Annotated in this window: 20 protein-coding genes; 11 read left to right on the top strand and 9 right to left on the bottom strand. The window is 66.6% G+C overall.

Going from position 1 to position 22,599, the window contains the following annotated elements:
* Positions 1 to 34 precede the first annotated feature (34 nt).
* On the bottom strand, positions 35 to 1,126 hold the full coding sequence (locus AB6806_RS12840; RefSeq protein WP_370954714.1) for an LLM class flavin-dependent oxidoreductase: 1,092 nt from the start codon (positions 1,124 to 1,126) through the stop codon (positions 35 to 37).
* Complete coding sequence (locus AB6806_RS12835; RefSeq protein ID WP_191124490.1) at positions 1,126 to 1,752, bottom strand: GNAT family N-acetyltransferase; 627 nt, start codon at positions 1,750 to 1,752, stop codon at positions 1,126 to 1,128. Before AB6806_RS12835 ends, AB6806_RS12840 begins: the two co-directional genes overlap by 1 nt.
* A gap of 439 nt (positions 1,753 to 2,191) precedes the next feature.
* Between AB6806_RS12835 and AB6806_RS12830 the strand changes: the two genes are divergently transcribed.
* Positions 2,192 to 3,385: a hypothetical protein gene (locus AB6806_RS12830; protein ID WP_370954713.1), complete on the top strand. Its 1,194-nt coding sequence runs from the start codon at positions 2,192 to 2,194 to the stop codon at positions 3,383 to 3,385.
* 78 nt (positions 3,386 to 3,463) lie between these two features.
* Here the strand turns inward: AB6806_RS12830 and AB6806_RS12825 are convergent, their stop codons facing one another.
* The gene (locus AB6806_RS12825) at positions 3,464 to 5,053 is read right to left on the bottom strand and encodes an ABC transporter substrate-binding protein (RefSeq protein ID WP_370954712.1); all 1,590 of its coding nucleotides are present in this window, start codon (positions 5,051 to 5,053) and stop codon (positions 3,464 to 3,466) included.
* A gap of 90 nt (positions 5,054 to 5,143) precedes the next feature.
* Positions 5,144 to 6,004 (bottom strand): DMT family transporter, encoded by an 861-nt coding sequence (locus AB6806_RS12820; RefSeq protein ID WP_113254176.1) that lies wholly within the window; start codon positions 6,002 to 6,004, stop codon positions 5,144 to 5,146.
* Positions 6,005 to 6,116: 112 nt separating this feature from the next.
* Between AB6806_RS12820 and AB6806_RS12815 the strand changes: the two genes are divergently transcribed.
* Positions 6,117 to 7,547, top strand: coding sequence for an aminotransferase-like domain-containing protein (locus AB6806_RS12815; RefSeq protein ID WP_370954711.1), 1,431 nt, complete (start codon positions 6,117 to 6,119; stop codon positions 7,545 to 7,547).
* Between the two features lie 112 nt (positions 7,548 to 7,659).
* Here the strand turns inward: AB6806_RS12815 and AB6806_RS12810 are convergent, their stop codons facing one another.
* Positions 7,660 to 7,866 carry a hypothetical protein gene (locus AB6806_RS12810; RefSeq protein WP_038360733.1) on the bottom strand — a complete coding sequence of 69 codons (207 nt, stop codon included), beginning with the start codon at positions 7,864 to 7,866 and terminating at the stop codon, positions 7,660 to 7,662.
* 383 nt (positions 7,867 to 8,249) lie between these two features.
* Here AB6806_RS12810 and AB6806_RS12805 point away from each other — a divergent pair, with 383 nt between their 5' ends.
* The 6 genes from AB6806_RS12805 to AB6806_RS12780 all read left to right on the top strand — a co-directional run bounded on the left by AB6806_RS12805 (position 8,250) and on the right by AB6806_RS12780 (position 14,779).
* A complete protein-coding gene (locus tag AB6806_RS12805; protein ID WP_191124485.1) occupies positions 8,250 to 8,420 on the top strand; it encodes a hypothetical protein in 171 nt (56 codons plus the stop codon).
* Between the two features lie 53 nt (positions 8,421 to 8,473).
* The gene (locus AB6806_RS12800; RefSeq protein ID WP_370954710.1) at positions 8,474 to 10,099 is read left to right on the top strand and encodes an amidohydrolase; all 1,626 of its coding nucleotides are present in this window, start codon (positions 8,474 to 8,476) and stop codon (positions 10,097 to 10,099) included.
* A 118-nt stretch (positions 10,100 to 10,217) separates the two neighbouring features.
* Complete coding sequence (locus AB6806_RS12795; protein ID WP_370954828.1) at positions 10,218 to 11,801, top strand: ABC transporter substrate-binding protein; 1,584 nt, start codon at positions 10,218 to 10,220, stop codon at positions 11,799 to 11,801.
* 244 nt (positions 11,802 to 12,045) lie between these two features.
* Complete coding sequence (locus AB6806_RS12790) at positions 12,046 to 12,981, top strand: ABC transporter permease (RefSeq protein ID WP_038360738.1); 936 nt, start codon at positions 12,046 to 12,048, stop codon at positions 12,979 to 12,981.
* 9 nt (positions 12,982 to 12,990) lie between these two features.
* Positions 12,991 to 13,812, top strand: a complete 822-nt coding sequence (locus AB6806_RS12785; protein WP_038360741.1) for an ABC transporter permease — start codon at positions 12,991 to 12,993, stop codon at positions 13,810 to 13,812.
* A gap of 10 nt (positions 13,813 to 13,822) precedes the next feature.
* The gene (locus tag AB6806_RS12780) at positions 13,823 to 14,779 is read left to right on the top strand and encodes a succinylglutamate desuccinylase/aspartoacylase family protein (protein ID WP_142020011.1); all 957 of its coding nucleotides are present in this window, start codon (positions 13,823 to 13,825) and stop codon (positions 14,777 to 14,779) included.
* A 15-nt stretch (positions 14,780 to 14,794) separates the two neighbouring features.
* Here the strand turns inward: AB6806_RS12780 and AB6806_RS12775 are convergent, their stop codons facing one another.
* Together AB6806_RS12775 and AB6806_RS12770 are read right to left on the bottom strand one after the other, a co-directional pair.
* Positions 14,795 to 15,091, bottom strand: a complete 297-nt coding sequence (locus AB6806_RS12775) for a hypothetical protein (protein WP_051987658.1) — start codon at positions 15,089 to 15,091, stop codon at positions 14,795 to 14,797.
* 122 nt (positions 15,092 to 15,213) lie between these two features.
* Positions 15,214 to 16,332, bottom strand: coding sequence for a porin family protein (locus tag AB6806_RS12770; RefSeq protein ID WP_142020013.1), 1,119 nt, complete (start codon positions 16,330 to 16,332; stop codon positions 15,214 to 15,216).
* Positions 16,333 to 16,669: 337 nt separating this feature from the next.
* Between AB6806_RS12770 and AB6806_RS12765 the strand changes: the two genes are divergently transcribed.
* Positions 16,670 to 16,957 carry a hypothetical protein gene (locus AB6806_RS12765; RefSeq protein ID WP_038360749.1) on the top strand — a complete coding sequence of 96 codons (288 nt, stop codon included), beginning with the start codon at positions 16,670 to 16,672 and terminating at the stop codon, positions 16,955 to 16,957.
* Between the two features lie 47 nt (positions 16,958 to 17,004).
* Here the strand turns inward: AB6806_RS12765 and AB6806_RS12760 are convergent, their stop codons facing one another.
* Both AB6806_RS12760 and AB6806_RS12755 read right to left on the bottom strand, forming a co-directional pair.
* Complete coding sequence (locus AB6806_RS12760) at positions 17,005 to 18,993, bottom strand: ATP-binding protein (protein WP_142020015.1); 1,989 nt, start codon at positions 18,991 to 18,993, stop codon at positions 17,005 to 17,007.
* A gap of 8 nt (positions 18,994 to 19,001) precedes the next feature.
* Complete coding sequence (locus AB6806_RS12755) at positions 19,002 to 20,528, bottom strand: acyl-CoA carboxylase subunit beta (protein WP_370954827.1); 1,527 nt, start codon at positions 20,526 to 20,528, stop codon at positions 19,002 to 19,004.
* Between the two features lie 288 nt (positions 20,529 to 20,816).
* Here AB6806_RS12755 and AB6806_RS12750 point away from each other — a divergent pair, with 288 nt between their 5' ends.
* Both AB6806_RS12750 and AB6806_RS12745 read left to right on the top strand, forming a co-directional pair.
* Positions 20,817 to 21,995 carry an acyl-CoA dehydrogenase family protein gene (locus tag AB6806_RS12750; RefSeq protein WP_370954709.1) on the top strand — a complete coding sequence of 393 codons (1,179 nt, stop codon included), beginning with the start codon at positions 20,817 to 20,819 and terminating at the stop codon, positions 21,993 to 21,995.
* Complete coding sequence (locus tag AB6806_RS12745; RefSeq protein WP_370954708.1) at positions 21,992 to 22,597, top strand: TetR/AcrR family transcriptional regulator; 606 nt, start codon at positions 21,992 to 21,994, stop codon at positions 22,595 to 22,597. The genes AB6806_RS12750 and AB6806_RS12745 overlap by 4 nt, the downstream gene beginning before the upstream one ends.
* The last annotated feature ends 2 nt before the right edge of the window (positions 22,598 to 22,599 follow it).

Raw genomic sequence — 22,599 nt, 5'->3', positions numbered from 1 at the left:
GATGGCTGACGAGCAGTTTTTTCGACTGGACCTCTCAAAGTCCTCCAGCCCCCGAAGCGCTTAGCAGCGGGAGCAACTGGCGGCCCTGCCGCGCGATCTCGCTGAGGTAGGGCGTGTCGGACAGGATGAAATGGGTGATGCCAAGATCGCGGTATTGGTTCAGCGAGCGGGCCACCTCGAGTGGCGAGCCGACGAGCCAGGTCGTACCGGCTCCGCCTCCGCCCACACGTCCCGGCGCGGTATAGAGATTGTCGTCGAGCACCTCGCCGCGCAGGTGCAGATCGAAGAGCCGTTGCTGGCCCACGGCGACGGCGCGGCGATGATCCTGCCAGGAGCCGCTTTGGCCCGCGGCCATGGCTGCGACCCTTGCCTCGGCATCGGCCCAGGCCTGCTCGGATGTATCCCGGATCAGCGTGGTGATGCGCAGCCCGAACTGCAGAGGCGGCAGGTCTCGGTCGAGGGTCCGGCTCAGACGCCTGAGACGCTCGATGCGTTCCGCCAGCGCCTCGCGCGGCTCGCCCCAAAAGAGCTGAACATCCGCTTCGCTTGCCGCCACATGCTCGGCCGCAGCGGACGCGCCGCCGAAGTAGAGCGGCGGATGGGGACGGCCTTCACGCGGCGTGATCCGCGGCATCACGGTGGAGTTGGCGAGCTGGAAATGCTCTCCGGCATGGCTCACTTTGTCCTCGGTCCAGAGTCGACGGACCAGGCGCATGAACTCCTTGGTGCGGGCATAGCGCGCGGCCTGATCGCCTTCGCTGTCGCCATAGGCTGCGAGATCGTCGAGGCCGGACACGATGTTCACGCGCAGGCGGCCATTCGACAGATGGTCGAGCGTCGCGGCAGCGGTCGCGAACTGGGCCGGGCGCCAGTAACCCGGGCGGATCGCGACCAGCGGCTCGAAACGCTCGGTTCGTGCCGCCAATGCCGTGGCGAGCGTGAAGGTATCGGGCCGGCCCCAGCCCGTGCCGATGAGGGCGCCGGCCCAGCCATGTTCTTCGAGGGCCTTGGCGTGGCCAGTCAATGTGTCGAGGCTGTTATGGTCCTGGCTGACGATATCGCCGCGGTGACCGGACTTCACGTCGTTGGGAATGTACCAGAGGAACTGCAAGCGCTGGCTCGGCATCACGCCGCAACGGCCCGATGCGCCGCCAACCGGGCCGCGATGCGCGCCTCCTGCTGGGCCTTGACCACAGCGACGCGGGCTGTCGCCTCTTCCAGGGATGCCGCAGGCGGATGGACGGGCGTCTGCCCGGCCGTACCTGCCTTGGCGCCGATATGCTTCTCGAACGGCAGGGAACGATACAGTGCCGGGTCGACCGCCACGTCGAAGAGCGGTCGATAACCCAGCGACAGATAGAGGTTCGTCGCTTCGGGCTGGCGAAAGCCCGTCGTGAGATAGGCTCTCGTGTAGCCGAGATCCGCAGCCGCCTCTTCCAACGCCTGCACGATGCGACGCGCCAAGCCCTGCCGTCGCAGATCGTCTCGCGTCCAGATACGCTTCAGTTCGACGGTTTCGTCGTCATGGCTCATGAATGCGCCCCCGGCGATGGTCTCGCCGTCCCGGCGCAGAAGCAGGAACTCGCCCAGCGGCGGCGCGAAGGCCTCCGGCGGATAGCGCAGGATCTCGGACCGTGCTCCGCCTGGCCGGCTGTTGGCGCCATAGCGGCCGTCATATTCGGCGATGAGCCCTTCCAGCAAAGCTTCCGCCTGAACGTCGAGCGGCGATGAACGCACGATCGCATCGGCCATGGCCTAGTCTCCATGTTGTTCGTGAGATAAATCGACCTGACCGATGGTATTCGGGAATTTCAGGCGATCAATATCGTCATAAAAATAAGAAAATGGTCCTCCGGCGTAGTGGTTTTCTGTAGATATATTTCCCGATCTCTCCTTCTGCGAGCAAGTCCGCCTACTGTGCGGTCGAACAGCAAAGCCTCTTCCGGGAGGGCTTCGCCGACGAAGCGGCTCAAGTTGGGGGATCGGCAGGCCGAAGCGCCCACGCCGCCGAGACCCGGGCTGTCTCAGAGAACCGGGGCGCTGCGGCGCGCGAAATCGGCGCTCTCCTCATCAAATTGGATGACGATTCCGCCGGCCGGTTTGGTGCCCGATGACTGGCCTGCCAGTGGGTCGTTCCGGACTTGTGCTGGTGGTTTGCGTGACTGTCCCGGCGATGCTGGGGAGGGGAGCCATGACGATCCTGTCGGGGCCGGTGGGCGTGCGCGACGGCGTGACGCAAGTCGCCAATGCGCCCGTCGACCAGCAGAAGATAATCCGGCTGCTCTGGGGCATCGATCCCGGCAACGCCGGCATGAAGGGCGTGTCGCCGCCACCCCCGGCAGGAGCCTTCAAGCGCTGCAACACGACACTCGCCGCGGCGATCCTGGCCTTCCAGACGTTCTGGGTGGAGCGCGGCGAGCTTAACCTGGCCGATGGCGTCGTCGATCCGGGTGGTCGCAGCCTGCGCAAGCTTGATGCCCTCGCAGCGGCCGGGCCGCCGGCCCCGACCCCGCCGAAACCAGACCAGCCCGGCTTCATCGACCTCAAGGTCCTGCGCTTCCAGCAGACGCTGCCGACCGTGCCGGGTTCCTTCAGCATTCCCGCGATCGTGCCGAGCAGCGTGATGCCGTTCCTCTTCGCGCCGGTCGCCCGCGATGCGGCGCTGGTCGAGGGCAGTGCCGAGGGGACGATCTCCGAATTCCTGTTCAAGATCGAGAAGAACGGCGCGATCTTCTGGGTCGGTGCCTGCATCCCGGCCGGCACGATCGATTTCTCGCGGGCCTACATCTATTTCCATCCCGACACGATCTCGGCGAGCGACGATGCCGGCTATCCGACGTTCACGGGCCGCTGGCCGACGGTGAAGCGTTATGTCGCCGGGCAGGGGCTGCAGATGGCCGCGATGAAGACGATGCCGCTGATCGTGCCCTTCATGACAAATGCCTCGCGCTCGAACCAGCCCCGCACCAATCTCTTCGCCGATCGCGGCGTCGAGACGCTCGACGACATTCTCGCCGCGATCCAGATCACGCTCGGCCAGACGACGCCGCGCGGCTCGGCCCAGCAGGTCGGGACCTCGAGCTTCAGTTCCGGCGTCAACCATCTCGCTCGCTTCGCCGAGATGCTCGGCGGGAGCGGCCTGATCCGCGAGCAGATCGATTTCGACAGCGCCTTCATGAGAAATGCGCACAAGCTCGCGCCGAGCTTGCCCGGCGCGGTGAACTGGATGGTGACCCAGTCGCCGCCGCCTTGGGGCAAGCGCATCGGCTGGCTCTACCTGCCGCAGTCCGCTTTCCGCAACGTGCACACCATGCGCGGCGACACGCATAGCCAGATCGGCACGATGATGTTCCAGACCATGATGATGCTGAGCGTCATCCCCTGAGCCGGGGCGAAGACTCACGGTTCCGGCCTTGAGCATCGACCCGAAAAACGGAACGCGGTTTTCGGGAAAAGCCGTGCTTTAGCTGGTTCGCCTGACGTTCCAGAAGGTCGGGAAGCTCGCCAGAATGCCTTCCAGCTTGCGGCTGTACGCCGTCGGCTGGAAATACTGGCCAAGCGGCGCATAGGGCACGTCCTCGAAGACCTGCAACTGGATCTCCGCGGCGAGGCGCTTCTTCGTCTCGGTGTCCGGCGCATCGATCCAGGCATCGCGCAACGCCTCGATCTTCGGCGCCGTGGGCCAGCCCGGCCAGGCGGCAGAGCCGTTGCCGCGCAGCGAGATATGGCCGACGGGGTCGAGGATATCGATGCCGGCCCAGCCGGTGAAGAAGCAGTTCCAGCCGCCCTGCGACGGCGGTTCCTTCTTGGCGCGCCGGGTTACCACCGTGCCCCAGTCCATCACTTGGTAATCGACATTCATGCCGATGCGCTTCAGCATTTCGCCGGCGACCTCGCATTCCGCCTTCAGATTGGCGAGATCGGAGACGCCGAGCAGCACGACCTTCTCGCCGTTGTAGCCGGCCGCCGCCAGCGCCTGCTTGACCTTGCCGATGTCGCGCGGCCCGTTCAGCACCTCCATGCCGGCGTCGTTCGCGAAAGGCGTGTCCGGCGGAAACACCCCGACGCCGGTGCGCCAGAGCTTCGTATCCGAGCCGCCGACCGCTTCCATGAATTCCTTCTGGTCGATCGCCAGCAGCATGGCGCGGCGGATCGCCGGATTGTCGAAGGGCGGGTGCAGATGGTTCATCCGCATGATCGCGATCGCGCCCGTGGTCTCCTTGATCGCGACCTCGAGCCGCGGATTCTCCGAGAGCAGGGGCAGGAGGTCAGGCAGGGGCTGTTCCACCCAGTCGATCTCGCCGCTCTGGAGCGCGGCTCCCGCCGTCGCCGGATCGGCCAGCGTGTGCCACTCGACCCGGTCGACATGGACGATCTTCGGGCCGGCCGTCCGGCCGGGCCTGCCGTCGCCGCGCGGCCGGTAATCGGCGAATTTCTCGTAGACGGCGAGATGGCCCGACTGCCGCTCCGATGCGACGAAGCGGAAGGGGCCGCTGCCGACCACCTCGGTGATCTGGGTGAAGGCGTCCGTGACGGCCAGCCGCTCCGGCATGATCGCCGGGACGAAGGCAGTCATCTTGGCCAGGGCGTCGGGCAGCAGCGGAAAGGGCCTTTTCAGCCTGAAGCGCAGGGTGCGATCGTCCGTCGCCGCGAGTTCGTCGGTCAGCGCCATCAGCGTCTGCCCGAAGGAGTCGCGCTTGCCCCAGCGGTTCAGGCTGGCCACGCAGTCGCGCGCCAACACGGCGCTGCCGTCGTGGAATTTCAGTCCTTCCCGCAGCTTGATGGTCCATGTCTTGCCGTCGGCCTCGGCAAGCGCTCCCTCGGCCATCTGCGGCTGGGCCTTGTAGCTTTCGTCCTGCCCGAAGAGCGTGTCGTAGACCAGGAAGGCGTGGTTGCGGGTGACGGTCGCGGTGGTCCAGATCGGGTCGACGACGGCGAGATCGCCCTGCGGCACGAATTTGATCACGCTCCGGTCGGCGCCTCGGCCGATATTGGGGGCAGAGAGGGTCAAGCTCGCGGCGGCACCTGCGAGGAAGGAACGGCGTGTCGGCATGGCGGTCTCCCGGGCGAGAGGTTCTGCACGTCCTAGCGGGCGGCAGAGTAGCATCGCCCCCAAGCAAGCGACATGCCGGTGCTTCGGTTTTCAGGCGAAGCGCTTCGCCCCGGCCACGGAGAGAACGACGATGCCGGTCGCAGCGACCATGCTCCAGGCGACGGGTTCGTGCAGCAGAAGCCCGGCCAGCAGCAGCCCGAAAAACGGCTGGAGCAGCTGGAGCTGGCCGACGCCGGCAATGCCGCCCAGCGCCAGTCCGCGATACCAGAACACGAAGCCGATCAGCATGCTGAACACCGAGACATAGCCGAGCCCGAGCCAGGCGGGCATGCCGATGCCGTTCCATGAGGCCGGCCAATAGAGGAGCGCGACGAGCGCCATCGCCGGGAGGGACAACAGCAGGGCCCAGGAGATCACCTGCCAGCCGCCGAGACGACGCGAGAGCGTCGCGCCCTCGGCGTAGCCGAGCCCGCAGAGCAGGACCGCGGCGATCATCAGCAGATCGCCCGCCAGCGAGCCGCCATCGCTATGGATCAGCGCGAAGCCCGCGACGGTCGCGCTGCCGAGGATCGAGAACAGCCAGAAAGCCGGCTTGGGGCGCTCGCCGCCGCGCAGCACGCCGAAGATCGCCGTGGCCAGCGGCAGAAGCCCGATGAAGACGATCGACCGTGCCGCCGTGATGTGCTGCAGCGCCAGCGCCGTCAGCAGCGGAAAGCCGACGACGACGCCGAGCGCGACGATGAGGAGGGGGAGCAGATCGCTGCGCGCCGGCGGCTTCTGGCGGAGCAGGGAGAGGAACATCCCGCCGAGCAGCGCGGCGATGACGGCGCGCGCCGAGGTCAGGAACAGCGGCGAGAAACCGGCCACGGCGACGCGCGTCGCAGGCAGCGAACCGCTGAAGATCAGCACACCCAGGAGCCCGCTGCCCCAGCCCTTGCCCGCAAAACTCATCCTGCCTCGCTTTCGCAGCAGGCTTAGACGATCCGCCGGCTCCGTGACAGAAACGATTCAATACGATTTGCGAAAACTGTATTGGTATCAAAACCCATACGGGAAGAGCGGGATGGACAATCGCCAGCAGACGCGCACGGAAGAGGTCATGGCCGCGATCAAGGCCAGGGCTGCTGCGCGGCAACTCGCGCCGGGCGACCGGCTGCCCTCGATCCGCCGCTGCGCCGCGGCAATGAAGGTTTCGCCTTCGACCGTGGTCGAGGCCTATGACCGGCTCGCCGCAGAAGGGCTGATCCGCGCCCGTCCCGGCTCCGGCTTCTATCTCACCGGCCACGGCCTGCCGCCGCTCAGCCTGGCGCAGCCGGCGACGCCGCGGGCGGTCGATCCGTTCTGGGTCTCGCGCCAGTCGCTCGATGCCGGGCCCGATACGCTCAAGCCGGGCTGTGGCTGGCTGCCGCCGGACTGGATGCCGAACGAGGCGCTGCGGCGCGGCCTGCGGAGTTTGGCGCGGGGTGGCGACGAGATGCTCGCCGAGTATGGCAGCACGCGCGGATCGCTGCCCCTGCGCCGGCTGCTGCTCGGGCGCCTCGCGGAGGAGGGGCTGCAGCTCTCGCCGGAGCAGCTCCTGCTGACCGGCTCGGGGACGCAGGCCGTCGATCTCGTCTGCCGCTTCCTGCTCCAGCCGTGTGACACCGTGCTGGTGGACGACCCCTGCTATTTCAACTTCAGGGCGCTCCTGCGGGCGCATCGCCTGCGCCTCCTGAGCGTTCCCTTCACGCCGACCGGCCCCGATATCCAGGCTTTCGAGGCGATCGTGGCGGCCGAGCGGCCGCGCCTCTACATCACCAATGCGGCGCTCCACAATCCGACGGGCGCGAGCCTGTCGCCGCAGGCTGCCTATCGCGTTCTCAGCATCGCGGCCGCGCAGGACATGGCGATCGTCGAGGACGAGATCTTCGCCGATTTCGAGCCCGATCCGTCACCACGCCTCGCCGTCCTCGACGGTCTCGACCGGGTCATCCGGATCGGCAGCTTTTCCAAGACGCTCTCGGCCTCGGTCCGCTGCGGCTATATCGCGGCACGCCCCGACTGGGTCGAGGGGCTCGTCGATCTGCAGATCGCCACGAGCTTCGGCGGTCCGAGCCCGCTGGCCGGCGGCCTGATCGCCGATGTGCTGGCCGGCGGCGGCTACCGCAAGCATATGGAGGAGGTCAGGCGCCGGCTCGCGCAGGCCAGGCGGACGGTGGCGCCCCGGCTCGAGGCGCTGGGCATCCGGCCCTGGCTCATGCCGCGCGGCGGCTTCTATCTCTGGTGCCGGCTGCCGGAGGGGGTGGATTCGGCCGAGCTGTCGCGCCTGGCGCTGGCGGATGGCGTGGTGCTGGCGCCGGGCAACGTCTTCAGCGTGGCGCAGACGGCCGGCGATTTCATGCGCTTCAACGTCGCGCAGATGCGCGAGCCCCGCGTCTATGAGGCGCTGGAGCGGTCGCTCCTGGCATTGGGGTGGTCGGACCGCCCTGCAGTTGGTGCACGGCCTGCGCCGTGAACGGTGTGGCGCATCTGCGCCGCGTCCAAAAGAGAAGGCCCGGCCTCCGTCGGGAGTGCCGGGCCTTCGTATGACCACCGCCGCATGCCTGCGAGTGGCCGCTATGGTTGGGTCAGAGCGTCTGCGCGATATCGCGGTTGCGTGCCGCGAAGCGCGCCGCCTCCTGTCGGAACAGCATCCAGGCCGGCTGGGGGCTCTCATGCCCCGGCGCCTGCATCGACATGGTGAAAGGCCCCTTGTTGCCGGCAGGCTTGTCGGGGTCGATCCGGGCCGCCCGGCACATCGCCCGGGCGATCCGCTTGATTCTGTCTTCGTCCATACTCCCTCTCCGCCGTGAAGGTTCAGAGGCGGGAACGTCGAATCAGGGAGATGGGTTCCACAAAAGTCGAAAAATAAATTTCTGATTATATTCAAATATTTAGGCGAAATTAGTTCGGATTTCCGGCGTCGAGGCTGTCAAGCCTTTTCCTGCCGCAGCGCATCTCGGCGGCCGGTCCGTTGTCAGCAAAATGTCGGGCGAGTTCGGGAATGTCCGCCGCCAAATGTTGCGATCGGCACCCGAGATAATTCCATCGAGTTCAGCATATTCACCGCTGGGGAACAAGCGGCTGCGCCCAAGGGTGCGCATGCGCGCAAATCAGTGGCGATGACGCGGCAACTCGCCAAAACTGTCAAAAAAATTGAGCAGGGAGCGGAAGGCCGATGACGCGGCGCGGGCTGATTGCCGAAGGCATGTATGAGAGGAGCACCTTCGGTGCTTCCATCACTCGCGAAGTGCCGGGAGGCGACGCCAGCGCGCGCTCGATCCGCAATGTCGAGGAGCGGCCCTCCCGCACGGCATGCCGGCCGATCTTCCCGCTCGACGACATCTGATGCTCGGCGCGCGCCGCGAAGGCAGCAAAGCCGGGGGACAACAGGAGGACATCATGGCTGTTCAGGCCGATATCGTATTGCGCAACGGGCCGATCTGGTGCGGTCGCGAGGAGGGCGTGGTCGAGGCGCTGGCGATTTGGCAGGGCAGGGTGCTGGCTGCGGGCCGCGACGACGAGATCGCGCCGCTGGTGGGACCGAAGACGCAGGTCATCGACCTGAAAGGGCGGCTGGCGACCCCGGGCCTCAACGATTCCCATCTGCACCTGATCTCGCTCGGCATGACCATGGGCTGGGTCAATTCCAAGCCCGAGGCCGCGCCGACGCTGGACGCCCTGCTCGGTGCGATCGCGGCCCGTGCCGCGACGGCGAAGCCCGGTGAATGGATCCTGTCGCGCGGCTACGACCAGACCAAGCTCGACACCGGACGCCATCCCTGGCGCGAGGAGCTCGACCGGGCCGCGCCGAACAACCCGGTCATGCTGGTGCGCACCTGCGGCCATATCGCGATCTGCAACTCGCAGGCGCTGAGGCTCGGCGGCATCGACGAAACCTCGCCGACGCCGCAGGGCGGGCTGATCGAGCAGCAGAACGGTCGTCTCACCGGCTTGCTCGCCGAGAATGCCCGCGCGCCGGTGCAGGCGGCGATCCCGGCGCCGACCGAGGACGAGCTGGTCGCGGCGATCGAGCGCGGCGGGCGATATCTGCTCTCGCTCGGCATCACCAGCTGCATGGACGCCGCCGTCGGCCAGAAGGGCGGCTTCGGCGAGATCGCGGCCTATCACCGGGCCAAGCGCGACGGGCGCCTGCCGGTCCGGACCTGGTTGACCCTGCTCGGCGACGATGGCCGCTCGATCGTGCCGCAATGCTACGAGGCTGGCCTGATCTCCGGCACCGGCGACGAGATGCTGATGGTCGGCGCCGTCAAGCTCTTCCTCGATGGCTCGGCCGGCGGGCGCACCGCCTGGATGAGCGAGCCCTATCTCGGCGAGGACAAGACCACCGGCGTCTGGATGTGGAGCGATGACGAGCTCGAGCGCATGGTGCTCGACGCGCATGTGAAGGGTTACCAGCTCGCCTGCCACGCCATTGGCGATGCCGCGATCGAGCAGCTCATCACGGCCTATGAGAAGGCGCTTGCCGCCCATCCCGATCCGGACCGGCGCCACCGCATCGAGCATTGCGGCTTCTCGACCCCGGCCCAGCATGAGCGCATGGTCAAGGCCGGCATCTATCCCTGCCCGCAGCAGGTCTTCATCCATGATTTCGGCGACGCCTATATCAAGGTGCTCGGGCCGGAGCGGGCGCTGCCGAGCTATCCGTTCCGCACCTGGTTCGACCTCGGCCTGAAGCCTGCCACCGGCAGCGACGGGCCGGTCTGCGATCCCAACCCCTTCCCGAATTTCCACACCATGCTCACCCGCCAGACCTGGAAGGGCACGGTGATGGATGAGCGCCAGCGCGTCTCGATCGAGGAGGCGCTGCAGGCCTATACCGAATATGGCGCCTTCTCGCAGAAGCAGGAGAATGTGAAGGGCCGCCTCGCGCCGGGTTACCTCGCCGATGTCGCGGTGTTCTCGCGCGACCTGCTGACGGCGAGCCCGGGCGACATCCTCGGTGACACGCGCTGCGACCTCACTATCCTCGAGGGCCGCATCGTCTATGAGCGCGCGGGGCAGTGAAGGGACGGCCGAATTTTTGGGCAGACAAGCGGCGCAGAGCCGTTAAGGTTCCATCTGGAAGCAACGACTTCGGTTTCAGCCGGAGCGCAGAAATACAAAAACGGGAGGATTTTCGGTGTTGAAGAGATTTGCCTTCGCGACCGCGCTGACGCTTGCCGCCTTTGCGGCGCAGGCCCAGGAGCCGCGCCATGGCGGAACGATCCGCTTCACGGCGCCCTATGGCGCGTCCTTCGTCAGCAATGACAGCCATGTCTCGAACCAGATCCAGGACGAGATCTACGGCTATGCCCTGCACGGCATGCTCTATCGCTGGGACGCGAGCGCGGGCAAGCCGGCACTGGAGCTCGCCAAGAGCGTCTCGGTCTCGCCGGACGGGCTGGTCTACACCTTCAAGCTGCGTGACGACGCGCTCTTCCACAACGGCCGCAAGATGACGGCGGACGACATCATCTGGTCCTACAACCGGATCATGGACGGCTCGAAGAACTACCCCGGCGCCCGCTATGTCGCCCGCATCAAGGGCGCGACCGCGGTTCAGAAGGGCGAGGCCAAGGAAATCTCGGGGCTGAAGAAGATCGACGACTTCACCCTGGAGATGACGCTGACGGACAAGACCGATCCGGGCTTCCTGTTCTACAGCGCCAACACCGCGATCCTGCCCGCCAAGGAGGCGCAGGACCCGAACTTCTTCAACAAGCCGATCGGGCTCGGGCCCTTCAAATTCGTCGAGCACGTTCCCGGCTCGCGCATGGCCTTCGAGAAGTGGGAGAAGTACTACAAGACCGGCCGGCCCTATGCCGACAAGCTGGTGATCGTGCCGATGGGCGAGGCGGCCGCGCGTGACGTCGCCTTCCGCAACAAGGAGATCGACGTCTCGATCCTCGGCTCGTCGCAATACGTCGCCTACAAGGCCGATGCCAACCTGTCCAAGGGGCTGCTCGAGGTCGCCGAGGTCTTCACCCGCAACATGGGCATGAACCCCGAGTTCAAGCCCTTCTCCGACAAGCGGGTGCGCCAGGCGATCAACTACGCGATCGACAGCGACCTCATCATCAAGCGGCTGGTCCGCGACAAGGCCTATCGCGCCGTGAGCTGGCTGCCGCTCTCCGTGCCGGCTTTCGACAAGGATGCCAAGCCCTACGCCTACGATCCCGAAAAGGCTAAGAAGCTGCTCGTCGAGGCCGGCTATCCCGACGGCTTCGAGTTCGAATGGACCGCGACGCCCAACGAGAGCTGGGGCATTCCGATCGTCGAGGCGACGATCCCGATGCTTGCCAAGGTCGGCATCAAGGTGAAGGTCAAGCCGGTCGAGACCTCGGCGCTCGGCGGCGTGGTCGCGAAGGGCGACTTCCAGGCCTATATCTGGTCGAACACCTCGGGCCCGGACGCGCTGACCCAGCTCAAATGCTTCTATTCGGCGACGCCGCGCTCCTCCTGCAACTACACCGCCTTCAAGAACCCGGCCTATGACAAGCTGATCGACGCGGCTTCCGCCGAGACCGACGCGGCCAAGCAGCTCGATATCCTGAAGAAGGCGAACGCCATGCTGCAGGATGAGGCGCCGGTCTGGTTCTTCAACTACAACAAGGCGGTGCTGGCCTATCAGCCCTGGCTGCACGGGCTCCAGCCCAATGCGACGGAGCTCGCGCTCCAGCGCTATGAGGATCTCTGGGTCGACGCCTCCTCGCCGGCGGCGAAGTAAGCGAGCCTCGCCACCCGGTCCATGGGCCGGGTGGCGGAATACCTCCGTCATTCCGGATGAGCCGCGAAGCGACGCCGATCCGGAATCCATCCTTAGGCGCTGCGCTCGATGATGGATTCCGGGTCAAGCCCGGAACGACGATCTGGTTTTCGCGGTCGGCAGCACACTGGCCGGGTTTGATCATCGACCGGCTTCGGTTGGAGTGGTTCGGCCGGTTTCGTGCTGCGGCGGTCAGGAGTCCCTCATGTTGCCCTATGTCTTCCGCCGGCTGCTGCAGGCCATCCCCATCCTGCTGGCGGTCGCGGCGCTGATCTTCGTGCTGTTCAGCGTCATCCCCGGCAATTTCGCCACCAGCCAGATGGCTGACGGGCGCAGCAATGTCGACGCCGAGACCATCGCGCGCATGAACGAGCAGTTCGGGCTCAACGACCCGCTGCCGCTGCGCTTCGCGAAATATGTCGGGGGGCTCGCGGTCTTCGATCTCGGCGATTCCTTCCGCACCCGCCAGCCCGTGACTGGCGTCATCGGTGAGCGGCTCTGGCCGAGCCTGCAGCTCGCGCTCGCGGCCATGCTCTTCGCCGTCCTGATCGGCGTACCGCTGGGCTTTCTCGCGGCGCTGAAGCCCGGAAGCTGGCTCGACACGCTCTCGATGGTCTTCGCCGTCTCCGGGCTGTCATTGCCGCTGTTCTGGCTCGGCCTGCTGCTGATGTACGCCTTCGCGCTGACGCTCGGCTGGTTTCCGAGCTTCGGCTATGGCGACGGCAATCCGCGCTACATCGTGCTGCCGGCGATCGCGCTCGGCGTCGCGCCGCTGGCCCTGCTGGCGCGCACGGCTCGCGCCGCGGTGCTGGAGGTGATGCATGCCGATTTCGTCCGCACCGCCCGCGCCAAGGGCGCGGGCTCCTATCGCGTCCTGCGCTGGCACGTCGCGCGCAACGCGCTCGTCATCGTGCTCACCACGCTCGGCCTGCAATTCGGTTCGGTGCTGGGGCAAGCCGTCGTGGTCGAGAAGCTCTTCGCCTGGCCGGGCCTCGGCTCGCTGCTGGTCGATAGCGTCACCTGGCGCGATATCCCGGTGGTGCAGGGCTGCATCCTGACGATCGTCCTGTTCTTCCTCGTCGTGAACATCGCTGTCGACGTGCTCTGCGCGGTCGTCGATCCACGCATCAAATACAGCTAGGCGGCCCGCATGAAGTTCCGTGCCAATCTCTGGATCGGCGGCGCCTGCTTCGCAGCCGTAGTCGTCGGCGGCGTCCTCGCCCCCTGGTTCGCCCATACCGACCCGGTGATGGACGCCAATCTGATGAACGCCGAAATCCCGCCGGGGTCGGAGTTCTGGTTCGGCACCGATGCGCAGGGCCGGGATATCTACAGCCGCGTGCTCTACGGCGCCCGCATCTCGCTGACCGTCGGCATCGTCTCGCAGCTCATTAACACCATGATCGGCGTCGCCTTCGGCCTGACGGCTGGCTATTGGGGCGGCTGGTGGGATGATTTCGTCAATGGTCTGACCAATATGATGCTCGCCATCCCCTCGCTCGTCTTTGCGCTGGCGATCATGGCGATCCTAAGCCCCGGCCTCACCAGCCTGCTGATCGCGCTGGGCCTGACCAACTGGTCCTTCACCTGCCGGCTGACCCGCGCCGCGACCCTCTCGGTCAAGTCGCTCGGTTATATCGAGGCGGCGCGTTCATTGGGCTACGGCACCTTCCGGATCATGCTGACGCAGATCCTGCCAAACGTGGCGGGGCCGATCATCGTTATCGGCACGCTCGGCATGGGCGGCGCGGTGCTGGCGGAAGCCTCGCTCTCCTTCCTGGGCCTGGGCATCCGCCCGCCCTTCCCGAGCTGGGGCTCGATGCTCTCGGACGCGCGCGACCAGATCTCGACGGCGCCCTGGATCTCGATCTTTCCGGGACTCGCGATTTTTCTGACCGTGCTCGGCCTCAACCTGCTAGGCGACGGCCTGCGCGACATCCTCGATCCGCACTCACAACTTCGCAAAGCCTGACGATAGACCTATGACCGCTCAAGACCTCATCGACCCGCCGCTCGAGACCATCCGCTTCCATGGCCTGAAGGCGGGGCCGAAGCTCCTCGTCCTCGGCGCCGTCCATGGCAACGAGACCTGCGGGCCGAACGCCATCGCCCGGGTGATCGAGGATTGCCGCGCCGGCCGTGTCGCGATCCGGCGCGGCGAGGTCACCTTCCTGCCCGTCGCCAATCCCAAGGCCTATCGCCAGAACACCCGCGAGGGAGATCGCAACCTCAACCGCGACCTGCGCGAGCGGCCGCAGCCCGGCGACAACGAGGATCGGATCGGCAACCGGCTCTCCGGCATCCTGCGCCAGCACGACATGCTGCTCGACGTGCATTCCTTCAGCGGCGAGGGCGTGCCCTTCGTCTTCTTCGGGCCGGAGGATAATCGCGGCGCGCTCGAACCCTTCCGCCATGCGGCTGCCGAAATGGCTTTCGCCGCCAGCCTCGGCGTCGATCTGATGATCCATGGCTGGCTCGACATCTATGTCCGGCTGATCGCAGCGCGCGAGCGATTGAACCTGCCGCGCCTCGCCGTGACCGAAGGCTTCGGCACGACGGAGTTCATGCGTTTCGCGGGCGGCTACGGCGTGACGCTGGAATGCGGCCGGCACGAGGATCCGGCGTCCGTCGAGGTCGGCTACAGGGCGATCCGCAACGTGCTCGCCCATCTCGGGCTGACCGACGAGGCGGCGCCCGCCCCCGCGAGGCGCACCGTCGTCCATATGGACGATCTCGTCATCTGCGAGGCCGAGGGCGACCGCGTGGAGGGCACCTGGAAGACGGGCGACCGCGTGGCCCAGGGCACGCCGATCGCACGCCGCGCCGACGGCACCGTCGTCACCATGCCGCGCGACGGCTTCATCATCTTCCCGAACCCGAAGGCGAAGCCGGGCGAGGGCATCTGCTACCTTGGCAGCGAGAGCCGCCGCAAGGCCTGACGGCGGCGGCGCCGTTTACTGGACGATGCCGCGCTTGTTGCCGAAGCCGGGGATGTAGCAGCCGCAGCTCGACCCGTAAGGCAGCGGCGGCGTCGGGCATTCGCCGCGACCGGTGACGCAGAGATTGCCGTAGGCCGGGCGGTAATAGCGCCGGCCATAGCCGTAGCCATAGGGGCGGACCGGCGCCTCATCCTCATCGTCATAGGATGGCGGCGCCGGCCGGTAGGGCTCGTAATACTGTGCCCGGACCGGAATGGCGGAGAGCAACACGGCACCGAGCAAAACCGAGAGGGCGAGCTTGTGACGCGACATGGCGCTTCCTTTCCGCTGCTTCACGCACGAGACGCGTGGGCGAAGTCCTGTGGGCGGTTCTAGCAGCGTCGAGGTGAACAGGGGCTGATCGGAAGGCGGCGGAAAAGCGGCGCCATTGCCTGTCAGCTTCCCGCCTTCGTCGGCTGGTCGGGCTTGGCGAGGGGTGTGCTCCGGCTCAGGTCGATCTGCTTCTGCAGTCCGAGCAGCAGGTTGAAGGAATCGACCGGGGTCAGCCCCGTCTCCTTCGTCCGGCGCCAGCCGCCTGAGGCGGTCGCGATCAGGCCCTCGCCCAGTGCGCGTTGATATTCGAGGCCGATGCCCTTCTGGTCCGAGCGGGCATCGAGGCCGACATAGTCGTCGGTCTTGCGGCGGGCGACCAGGCTCACCGCATTGCGCTCGTCGATCCTCGCGGTCAGCTTCGCCTCATGCGCCGTCACCAGGTCGATGACCGTGAAGGGCAGCGTCGTGTCCTCGACACTGCGGCTGGAGCCGAGCTCGAGGGTGAAGCGCTGCCAGGGCAGCCGGAGCTTGGCGGTATAGAGCAGGCTGTCGACCGTCTCGAAATCCTTGTCCGGGAAGCTCGCGCGGAACGGCGACACCGAACCCTCCAGCGACGCCTCGCCGATCATGGTCGAGAAGAACAGGTTCGGCTGCAGCCGGTTATGGTCGCGACGGAAGCCGATATAATCCATGCCGTTGACATAACGGGCCTGCGCCGCGCTGAACGAGACGCCGATCTCGGTCTGACCGGTTTTCCAGGCGATGCCGGTCGTCCCCGACAGCGTCGTAAAGTTCTCGTCCGAGGGCAGGAAATCGCCGAGATTGAACACGTTGCGCTCGTTCAGCGCCGTGACGCGGGCCTCGCCGCTGGCGAAGAGGCGGAAGGGGCCGAGTGCGTGGTCGATGCGCTCGCGCCAGGCGAGGCTGCTCTTGCGGCGTGACCAGCTCTGCTCCGCGCTGGCGGCCAGCGAGGACTGGATCACCGTCGCTTCGCCGAGGGTGATGCCGTGCTTCAGGGTCAGGGAGTGGCTGCGTGCCGCGGCGAGGTTGCGTGGGTCGTACTGCGTCTCCACCAACGCCAGGTTGAGGCCGTAGCCGTCCTGGATCGTGCCGTTGAGATAATCCCAGGTTGCAAAGACGGTGGCGACGGGGCTGCCCTTCTCGCCTTCGACGCCGGAGGGATTGCTGTCGAAACCGCCGCGCAGCCCGACGATCGCGACCGAACTCTCCGCGCTTTGCACAGTGTTCTCTGCGCTAAGGGCCGCTCCCGCGCCCGATAGGTGTAGGATTATCATCGAAAACAGCGCAATATTTTTCATATCGCCCTCAATTTTCGACGTATAGATAGATGATTATGCTTAATAAAGTGTATATGAGTGAATTTATACGTAATGATCGGCGTATGAAGTGGGCTTGGTGAAAGAAATTAGTATTTATTGTATTCACGACATCGCTGTGTGGTGCAATGTTAACGCTAGCAAGTATGGTTAATGAATGGATAAGGTTGCCGCTCCGATAAAATGCAACTTATACGTGTTTCATCGCTTCGATCCCCGGAGCGACAACTGGGAGAGTGATATGAAATACGCGCTTGTACTCGCTACGGTTGCAGCTTTCGGCATCTCGCCCGCCATGGCCGGCGGCCGCGGCGGTGGCTCCTTGCTGGGTGGCGTCCTGGCCCCTGTGACGGCGGCCGTCTCCGGCATTCAGGTCAATGCGCTGAACAATGTCAGCGTGCTGAGCGGCAGCCCGATCGCCAGCGGCAACAAGGTCGGCATCGTCGCGCCGGTCAAGGCGATCGTCAGCAAGAACGGCATCGTCGGCGGCCTGCTCGGTGGGCTCGGCCATGGCTGCGGCTGCAACTGAGCCGCGCTTCGGGAGGAGGGAGAGCCGTCCCTCCTCCATTCGCGGCGTCAGCCCGGCGTAAGCGCGATCAAAAGCTCGCCCGCCGCCGCCGTCATGCCCGGCTTGGCCGCGACCCGCGCCACGATCCCTGCCGCCGGGCTCTTGAGATCCATGAAGAGCTTCATCGATTCGAGCACGGCGACGACCTGTCCCGCCGCGACGCTGTCACCCTCGCGGACATGAATCGCGGCGACGGTTCCCGGCATGGTCGCGCGCACTGCGTCGCCGGCGCCGCCGGAAGCCTCGCGCGCTGCCGCCTCCGCGGCGACTGCGAGCGCGATGCCGATACGCCCCTCGAACGCCCCCCAGCGCAAGGAAACGCCGGCCTCGTCCCGGACCGCATCGACCGTCAGGCGCTGGCCGTCGAGCGTCACCCTCCATCGGGTCGGATCGGCGCCGACCGCGACCGAGACCTCCGTGGCCCCATCTTGCGTGACGACGCGGAAGACGTCGCCCAGGCTCTCGATCTTGATCCGCTTGCTGTGCTCGCCATGGGTCAGTGCGAGATGGCTCGCGCCGGGCTTTCCGGCCGTTCCGAGCAATCGGAAATCGGCCAGCGCTCCCCAGGGGCCTGCCATTGTTGGTTTGAAACCGGCGAGCCAGATCGCGGCAGCCAGCGCGTCGCGCGACGGCCTGTCTTCGGCGCCCGGTCGCCAGCCGCCCGGCCAAGACTCGCCAATGAACAAGGTCGTCGCCTCGCCCCGCGCGAAGACCGGCTGGCGCAGCGCATCGACCAGGAAGGGGCGGATCGTCGCCGGGCCGAGCACCGTCATATGGTCGAGGCTGTCGGCAAGGCGGCGCCGCGCCGCATCGCGATCCGGGCCATGGGCGATGATTTTGGCGAGCATCGAATCGTAGAAGGGCGAGACCGTGCTGCCGGTCTCGACACCGCTGTCGATGCGCACGCCCTCGGGCTCCCGCCACAGCGCGATCGTCCCGGTGTCGGGGCGGAAGCCTTCCTCGGCCCGCTCTGCTGTCAGCCGCGCCTCGATGGCGCGGCCGGTGCAGGTGATCTCGTCCTGCCGGCGCGGCAGTGTTTCGCCGGCGGCGATCCTGATCTGCCATTCGACCAGATCGAGCCCTGTGATCGCCTCGGTCACGGGATGCTCGACCTGAAGCCGGGTGTTCATCTCGAGGAAGAACACCTCCTGCGTCACAGCATCGACGAGAAACTCCACGGTGCCGAGATTGTCATAGGAAATAGCGCGGGCAAGCTTCAGGGCGTGACCGTGCAGCGCCGCGCGGGCTTCCGGCTTGAGATTGGGGGCCGGCGCCTCTTCCAGCAGCTTCTGGTTCGAGCGCTGCACCGAGCAGTCGCGCTCGAAGAGATGGACGATGTTGCCGCGCCTGTCGCCGGCGACCTGCACCTCGACATGGCGCGGCCGTGTCACGAATTTCTCGATCAGCAAACGCCCATCGCCGAAGGCGGACTCCGCTTCGCGGCTCGCGGTCGCGATGGCAGCGTCGAGATCGGCCTCCGCCTCGACCTTGCGGATGCCCTTGCCGCCGCCGCCGGCCGAGGCCTTGACCATGACGGGCAGGCCGATGCGCAGCGCCTCGCGCTTCAATGTCTCGGGCGATTGTTCGGCGCCGTCATAGCCGGGCACGCCCGGCACGCCGGCGTCGCGCGCGATCTGCTTGGAGCGGATCTTGTCGCCCATCGCCGCGATGGCACCGGCGGAGGGGCCGATGAAGGCGATGCCGTTGGCCTCGCAGGCGGCAATCAGGTCGAGCCGCTCGGACAGGAAGCCATAGCCCGGATGGATCGCTTGCGCGCCGGTTTTCAGAGCGGCATCGATAATGCGGTCGGCGCGCAGATAGGAATCACGCGCCGGGGCCGGGCCGATCGGGACGGCCGTGTCGGCGAGCCGCACATGCAGTGCGTCGCTGTCGGCGTCGGAATAGACCGCGACGGTGCGGATGCCGAGCTTGCGGCAGGTGCGGATGATGCGGCAGGCGATCTCGCCGCGATTGGCGATGAGGATTGTGTCGAACATGGCGCCGCTCACATCCGGTAGACCGGCCGCGGGCCGGTATCGCGCGTCTCGCCAGCCGAGAGCGCGAGGCACAGGCCGAGCACGTCGCGGGTTTGCTGGGGTTCGATGATGCCGTCGTCCCAGAGCCGGGCCGTGGCGTAATAGGGATCGCTCTGCTCCTCGAACTGGGCGCGGGTGCGCCTGTCGAGATCGGCGATGGCCGCTTCGTCGCCCGAGCCCTTGAGCGATTGCCGGCGCAGCTCCGTCACCACGGTCGCCGCCACCTCCGGGCTCATCGTCGCGATGCGGGCATTGGGCCAGGAGAACAGGAAGCGGGGCCTGAAGCCGCGACCGCACATGCCGTAATTGCCGGCGCCATAGGAACCGCCGATCAGCACGGTGTATTTCGGCACCCGCGCATTCGAGACGGCATAGACGAGCTTGGCCGAATGCTTGGCGATGCCGCCGCGCTCGGCCTCGGTGCCGACCATGAAGCCGGTGATGTTCTGCAGGAACAGGAGCGGGATCTGGCGCTGGTCGCAGAGTTCGATGAAATGCGCGCCCTTGATGGCGCTTTCCGAGAACAGCACGCCGTTATTGGCGAGGATGCCCACGGGATAGCCGTGGATATGGGCGAAGCCGGTGACGAGGGTTGCGCCGTAATCCGGCTTGAAGGCGCTGAAGGCGCTGTCGTCGACCATGCGCGCGATCACCTCGCGGACGTCATAGGGCCGGCGCAGATCGGTCGGCACGATGTCGATGAGTTCAGCCGGGTCGAGCCTCGGCGCGACGGGAGCCTGCGGCGGCGGCGTGACCTTGCCGATCTCACCCAACGCCCTGACGATCTCGCGCAGCTTCGCCAACCCCTCCATCTCGGTCTGGACGAGGTGGTCGCTGACGCCGGAGACCAGCGTGTGCATCTCCGCTCCGCCCAGCGTCTCGCCATCGACGACCTCGTGGATCGCCGCCTTCACGATCGGCGGGCCGCCGAGATGGATACGGCCGGTGCCCTTGACCATGATCACCTGGTCGGAGAGCGCCGGAATATAGGCGCCGCCGGCCGTCGCGCCGCCGAAGACGATCGAGATCTGCGGGATGCCCGCCGCCGACATCCGGCACTGGTTGTAGAAGGAGCCGCCGAAATGGTCGCGATCCGGGAAAACGCGGTCCTGCTCCGGCAGGAAGGCGCCGCCGCAATCGACCAGATAGAGGCAGGGCAGGCGATGCTCCCCGGCGATCTCCTGTGCTCGCAGGTGCTTCCGCACCGTCTCGGCGAAGAAGGAGCCGCCCTTCACCGTCGCGTCATTGGCGATCAGCATGCAGGCGCGGCCCTGCACGATGCCGATGCCGGTGACGATGCCGGCGCCCGGCACCTCGTTGCCATAGAGCCCGTAGGCCGCGAGCGGCGAGAGTTCGAGGAAGGGCGTCTGCGGGTCGAGCAAGAGGTCGATGCGCTCGCGCACCATGATCTTGCCGCGGGATTCATGCCGCGCGCGCAACTTTTCGCCGCCGCCCTGCGCGACGAGGCCGTGACGCTGGCGCAACGTCTCCAGCATGGCTGAGAGCGGGGGAGGGGGCGTCGCGGTTTGCGATGCTGTTTCAGGCACGGGCGCACTCCTCCAAAGGTCGCCGTCATTCCGGGCGCAGCGAAGCGGAGGCCCGGAATCCATCGAAGGGCATTGTGCGCTACGATGGATTCCGGATCGGCGCCGCTGTCGCGGCTTGCCCGGAATGACGGGGCCGTCGATCCAAGGTGAATGCCGCGTCTTGATCTCGCCGTGACATTCACCTACCGTCCGGTAGGTAGTCAGATCGCGGCGCTGCGGTCAAGCAGGGAGGAAGCCATGTCGGCCGTCGAGAAACTTGCAGGCGAAGGCGCCCGTCGTTCGCCCTATTTCACCGAGGAGCACGAGGCGCTGCGCGATCAGGTCCGCCGCTTCGTCGAGGTCGAGATCAAGCCGCATGCGCTGAAATGGGAAGAGGACGGCTTCGTCCCGCGCGAGGTGCTTAGAAAGATGGGCGCGCTCGGCTTCTTCGGCATCCGCTACCCGGCGGAGTATGGCGGCTCGGAGATGGACACGCTCGCGACGGTGGTGCTGGCGGAGGAGCTGGGACGCTCGACCTTCTCAGGCGTCGCCATCACCGCGTTGGTTCACACCGACATGGCCTCGGTCCATATCGCCAATGCCGGCTCGAAGGCGCAGCGGGACAAGTACCTCCCGGCCATCATCGCCGGCGAGAAGATTGTCGCGGTCGCCGTCACCGAGCCGGACGCCGGCTCCGACGTGAAGGGCATCCGCACCACCGCGCGGCGCGAGGGCGATCAATACATCCTCAACGGCGCCAAGATGTTCATCACCAACGGCGTCCATGCCGATCTCTACTGCGTTGCAGCCAAGACCGACCCGGCGGCTAAGCCCTCGCAATCGGTCTCCATCTTCCTCGTCGAGAAGGGCACGCCCGGCTTCACGGTCTCGCGTGCGCTCGACAAGCATGGCTGGCGCTCCTCGGATACAGCCGAGCTCTCCTTCGTCGATTGCCGCGTGCCGGCCGAAAACCTGCTCGGGCAGGAGGGGCGCGGCTTCTACGCGATCATGAGCAACTTCCAGAACGAGCGCACGGTCATCGGCGCCATGGCGATCGGCGAGTCGCAGGCTGCGATCGACCTGACGCTGGACTATGTGAAGACGCGAAAAGCGTTTGGCGCGCCGCTTTGGGAGAAGCAGGCGATCCGCCAGCGCCTCGCCGAGCTCGCCGGCAAGGTCGAGGCCGGGCGCCAGCTCGTCTACCACGCCGCCTGGCTGGATGCGCAGGGCTTCGACGCCACCCGCGAAGTCTCGATGGTGAAGGCCTACTGCGGCGAGCTGGTCAACGAGGTCATGTATGACTGCCTGCAGTTCCACGGTGGGATGGGCTATATGCGCGAAAGCGCGATCGAGCGCATGACCCGCGACGCCCGCGTCCAGTCCATCGGCGGCGGCGCCACCGAGGTGATGCTCGAAGAGGTCGCGAAGCGGCTGTGAGTGTCGCGGCGGACAAGGACGCGACCCGGGCCGAGGGCGGCTCGCGCCGCCAGATCCTCGACCACGCCGCGCGGCTGCTGCGCAATGGCGGCTACCACCAGACGACCTTGCGCGAGATCGCCGAGGCGGTCGGCATCCGCAAGGCGAGCCTCTACTACCACTTCGCCTCGAAGGAGGAGATCGTCGAGGCTGTGGTGAATGACGGCGTCCGCTTTGTGCATGAGGGTGTCGTCGCCGCATTGGCTGAGACGGAAGGCGCGGCTCCCAGCGTGCGGCTGGAGGCGGCGATCCGCGGGCATCTGGCGGCGCTGCATGGCCATGGCGACTACACCAGCGCCAGCATCAAGGTCTTCAATTTCGGCGCTGTGCCTGCGCCGGAGAGCGTGCGCGCCGTGCGCCGATCCTATGAGGAGGTCTGGCGGCGCCTGATCGCGGAACTGCAACAGGCCGGCGCGCTGCCGGCGGAACGTGCGCCGGATGTGCTGCGCAATTTCCTGCTCGGCGCCCTCAACGGCTCGACGGATTGGTACCGGCCGGAGCGCCACGACATCGCGACGCTGGCGCGCGAATTCGCGGCACTGATCTCGCCTGCGGGCGCTTGAGC

This window comes from Allobosea sp. RCC_152_1 (assembly GCF_041360765.1).
In the GTDB taxonomy this organism is placed as follows: Bacteria; Pseudomonadota; Alphaproteobacteria; order Rhizobiales; family Beijerinckiaceae; genus Allobosea; species Allobosea spartocytisi.
Note: the sequence above shows the minus strand (reverse complement) of the source record. Positions and strands in the feature narration are given on the sequence as shown.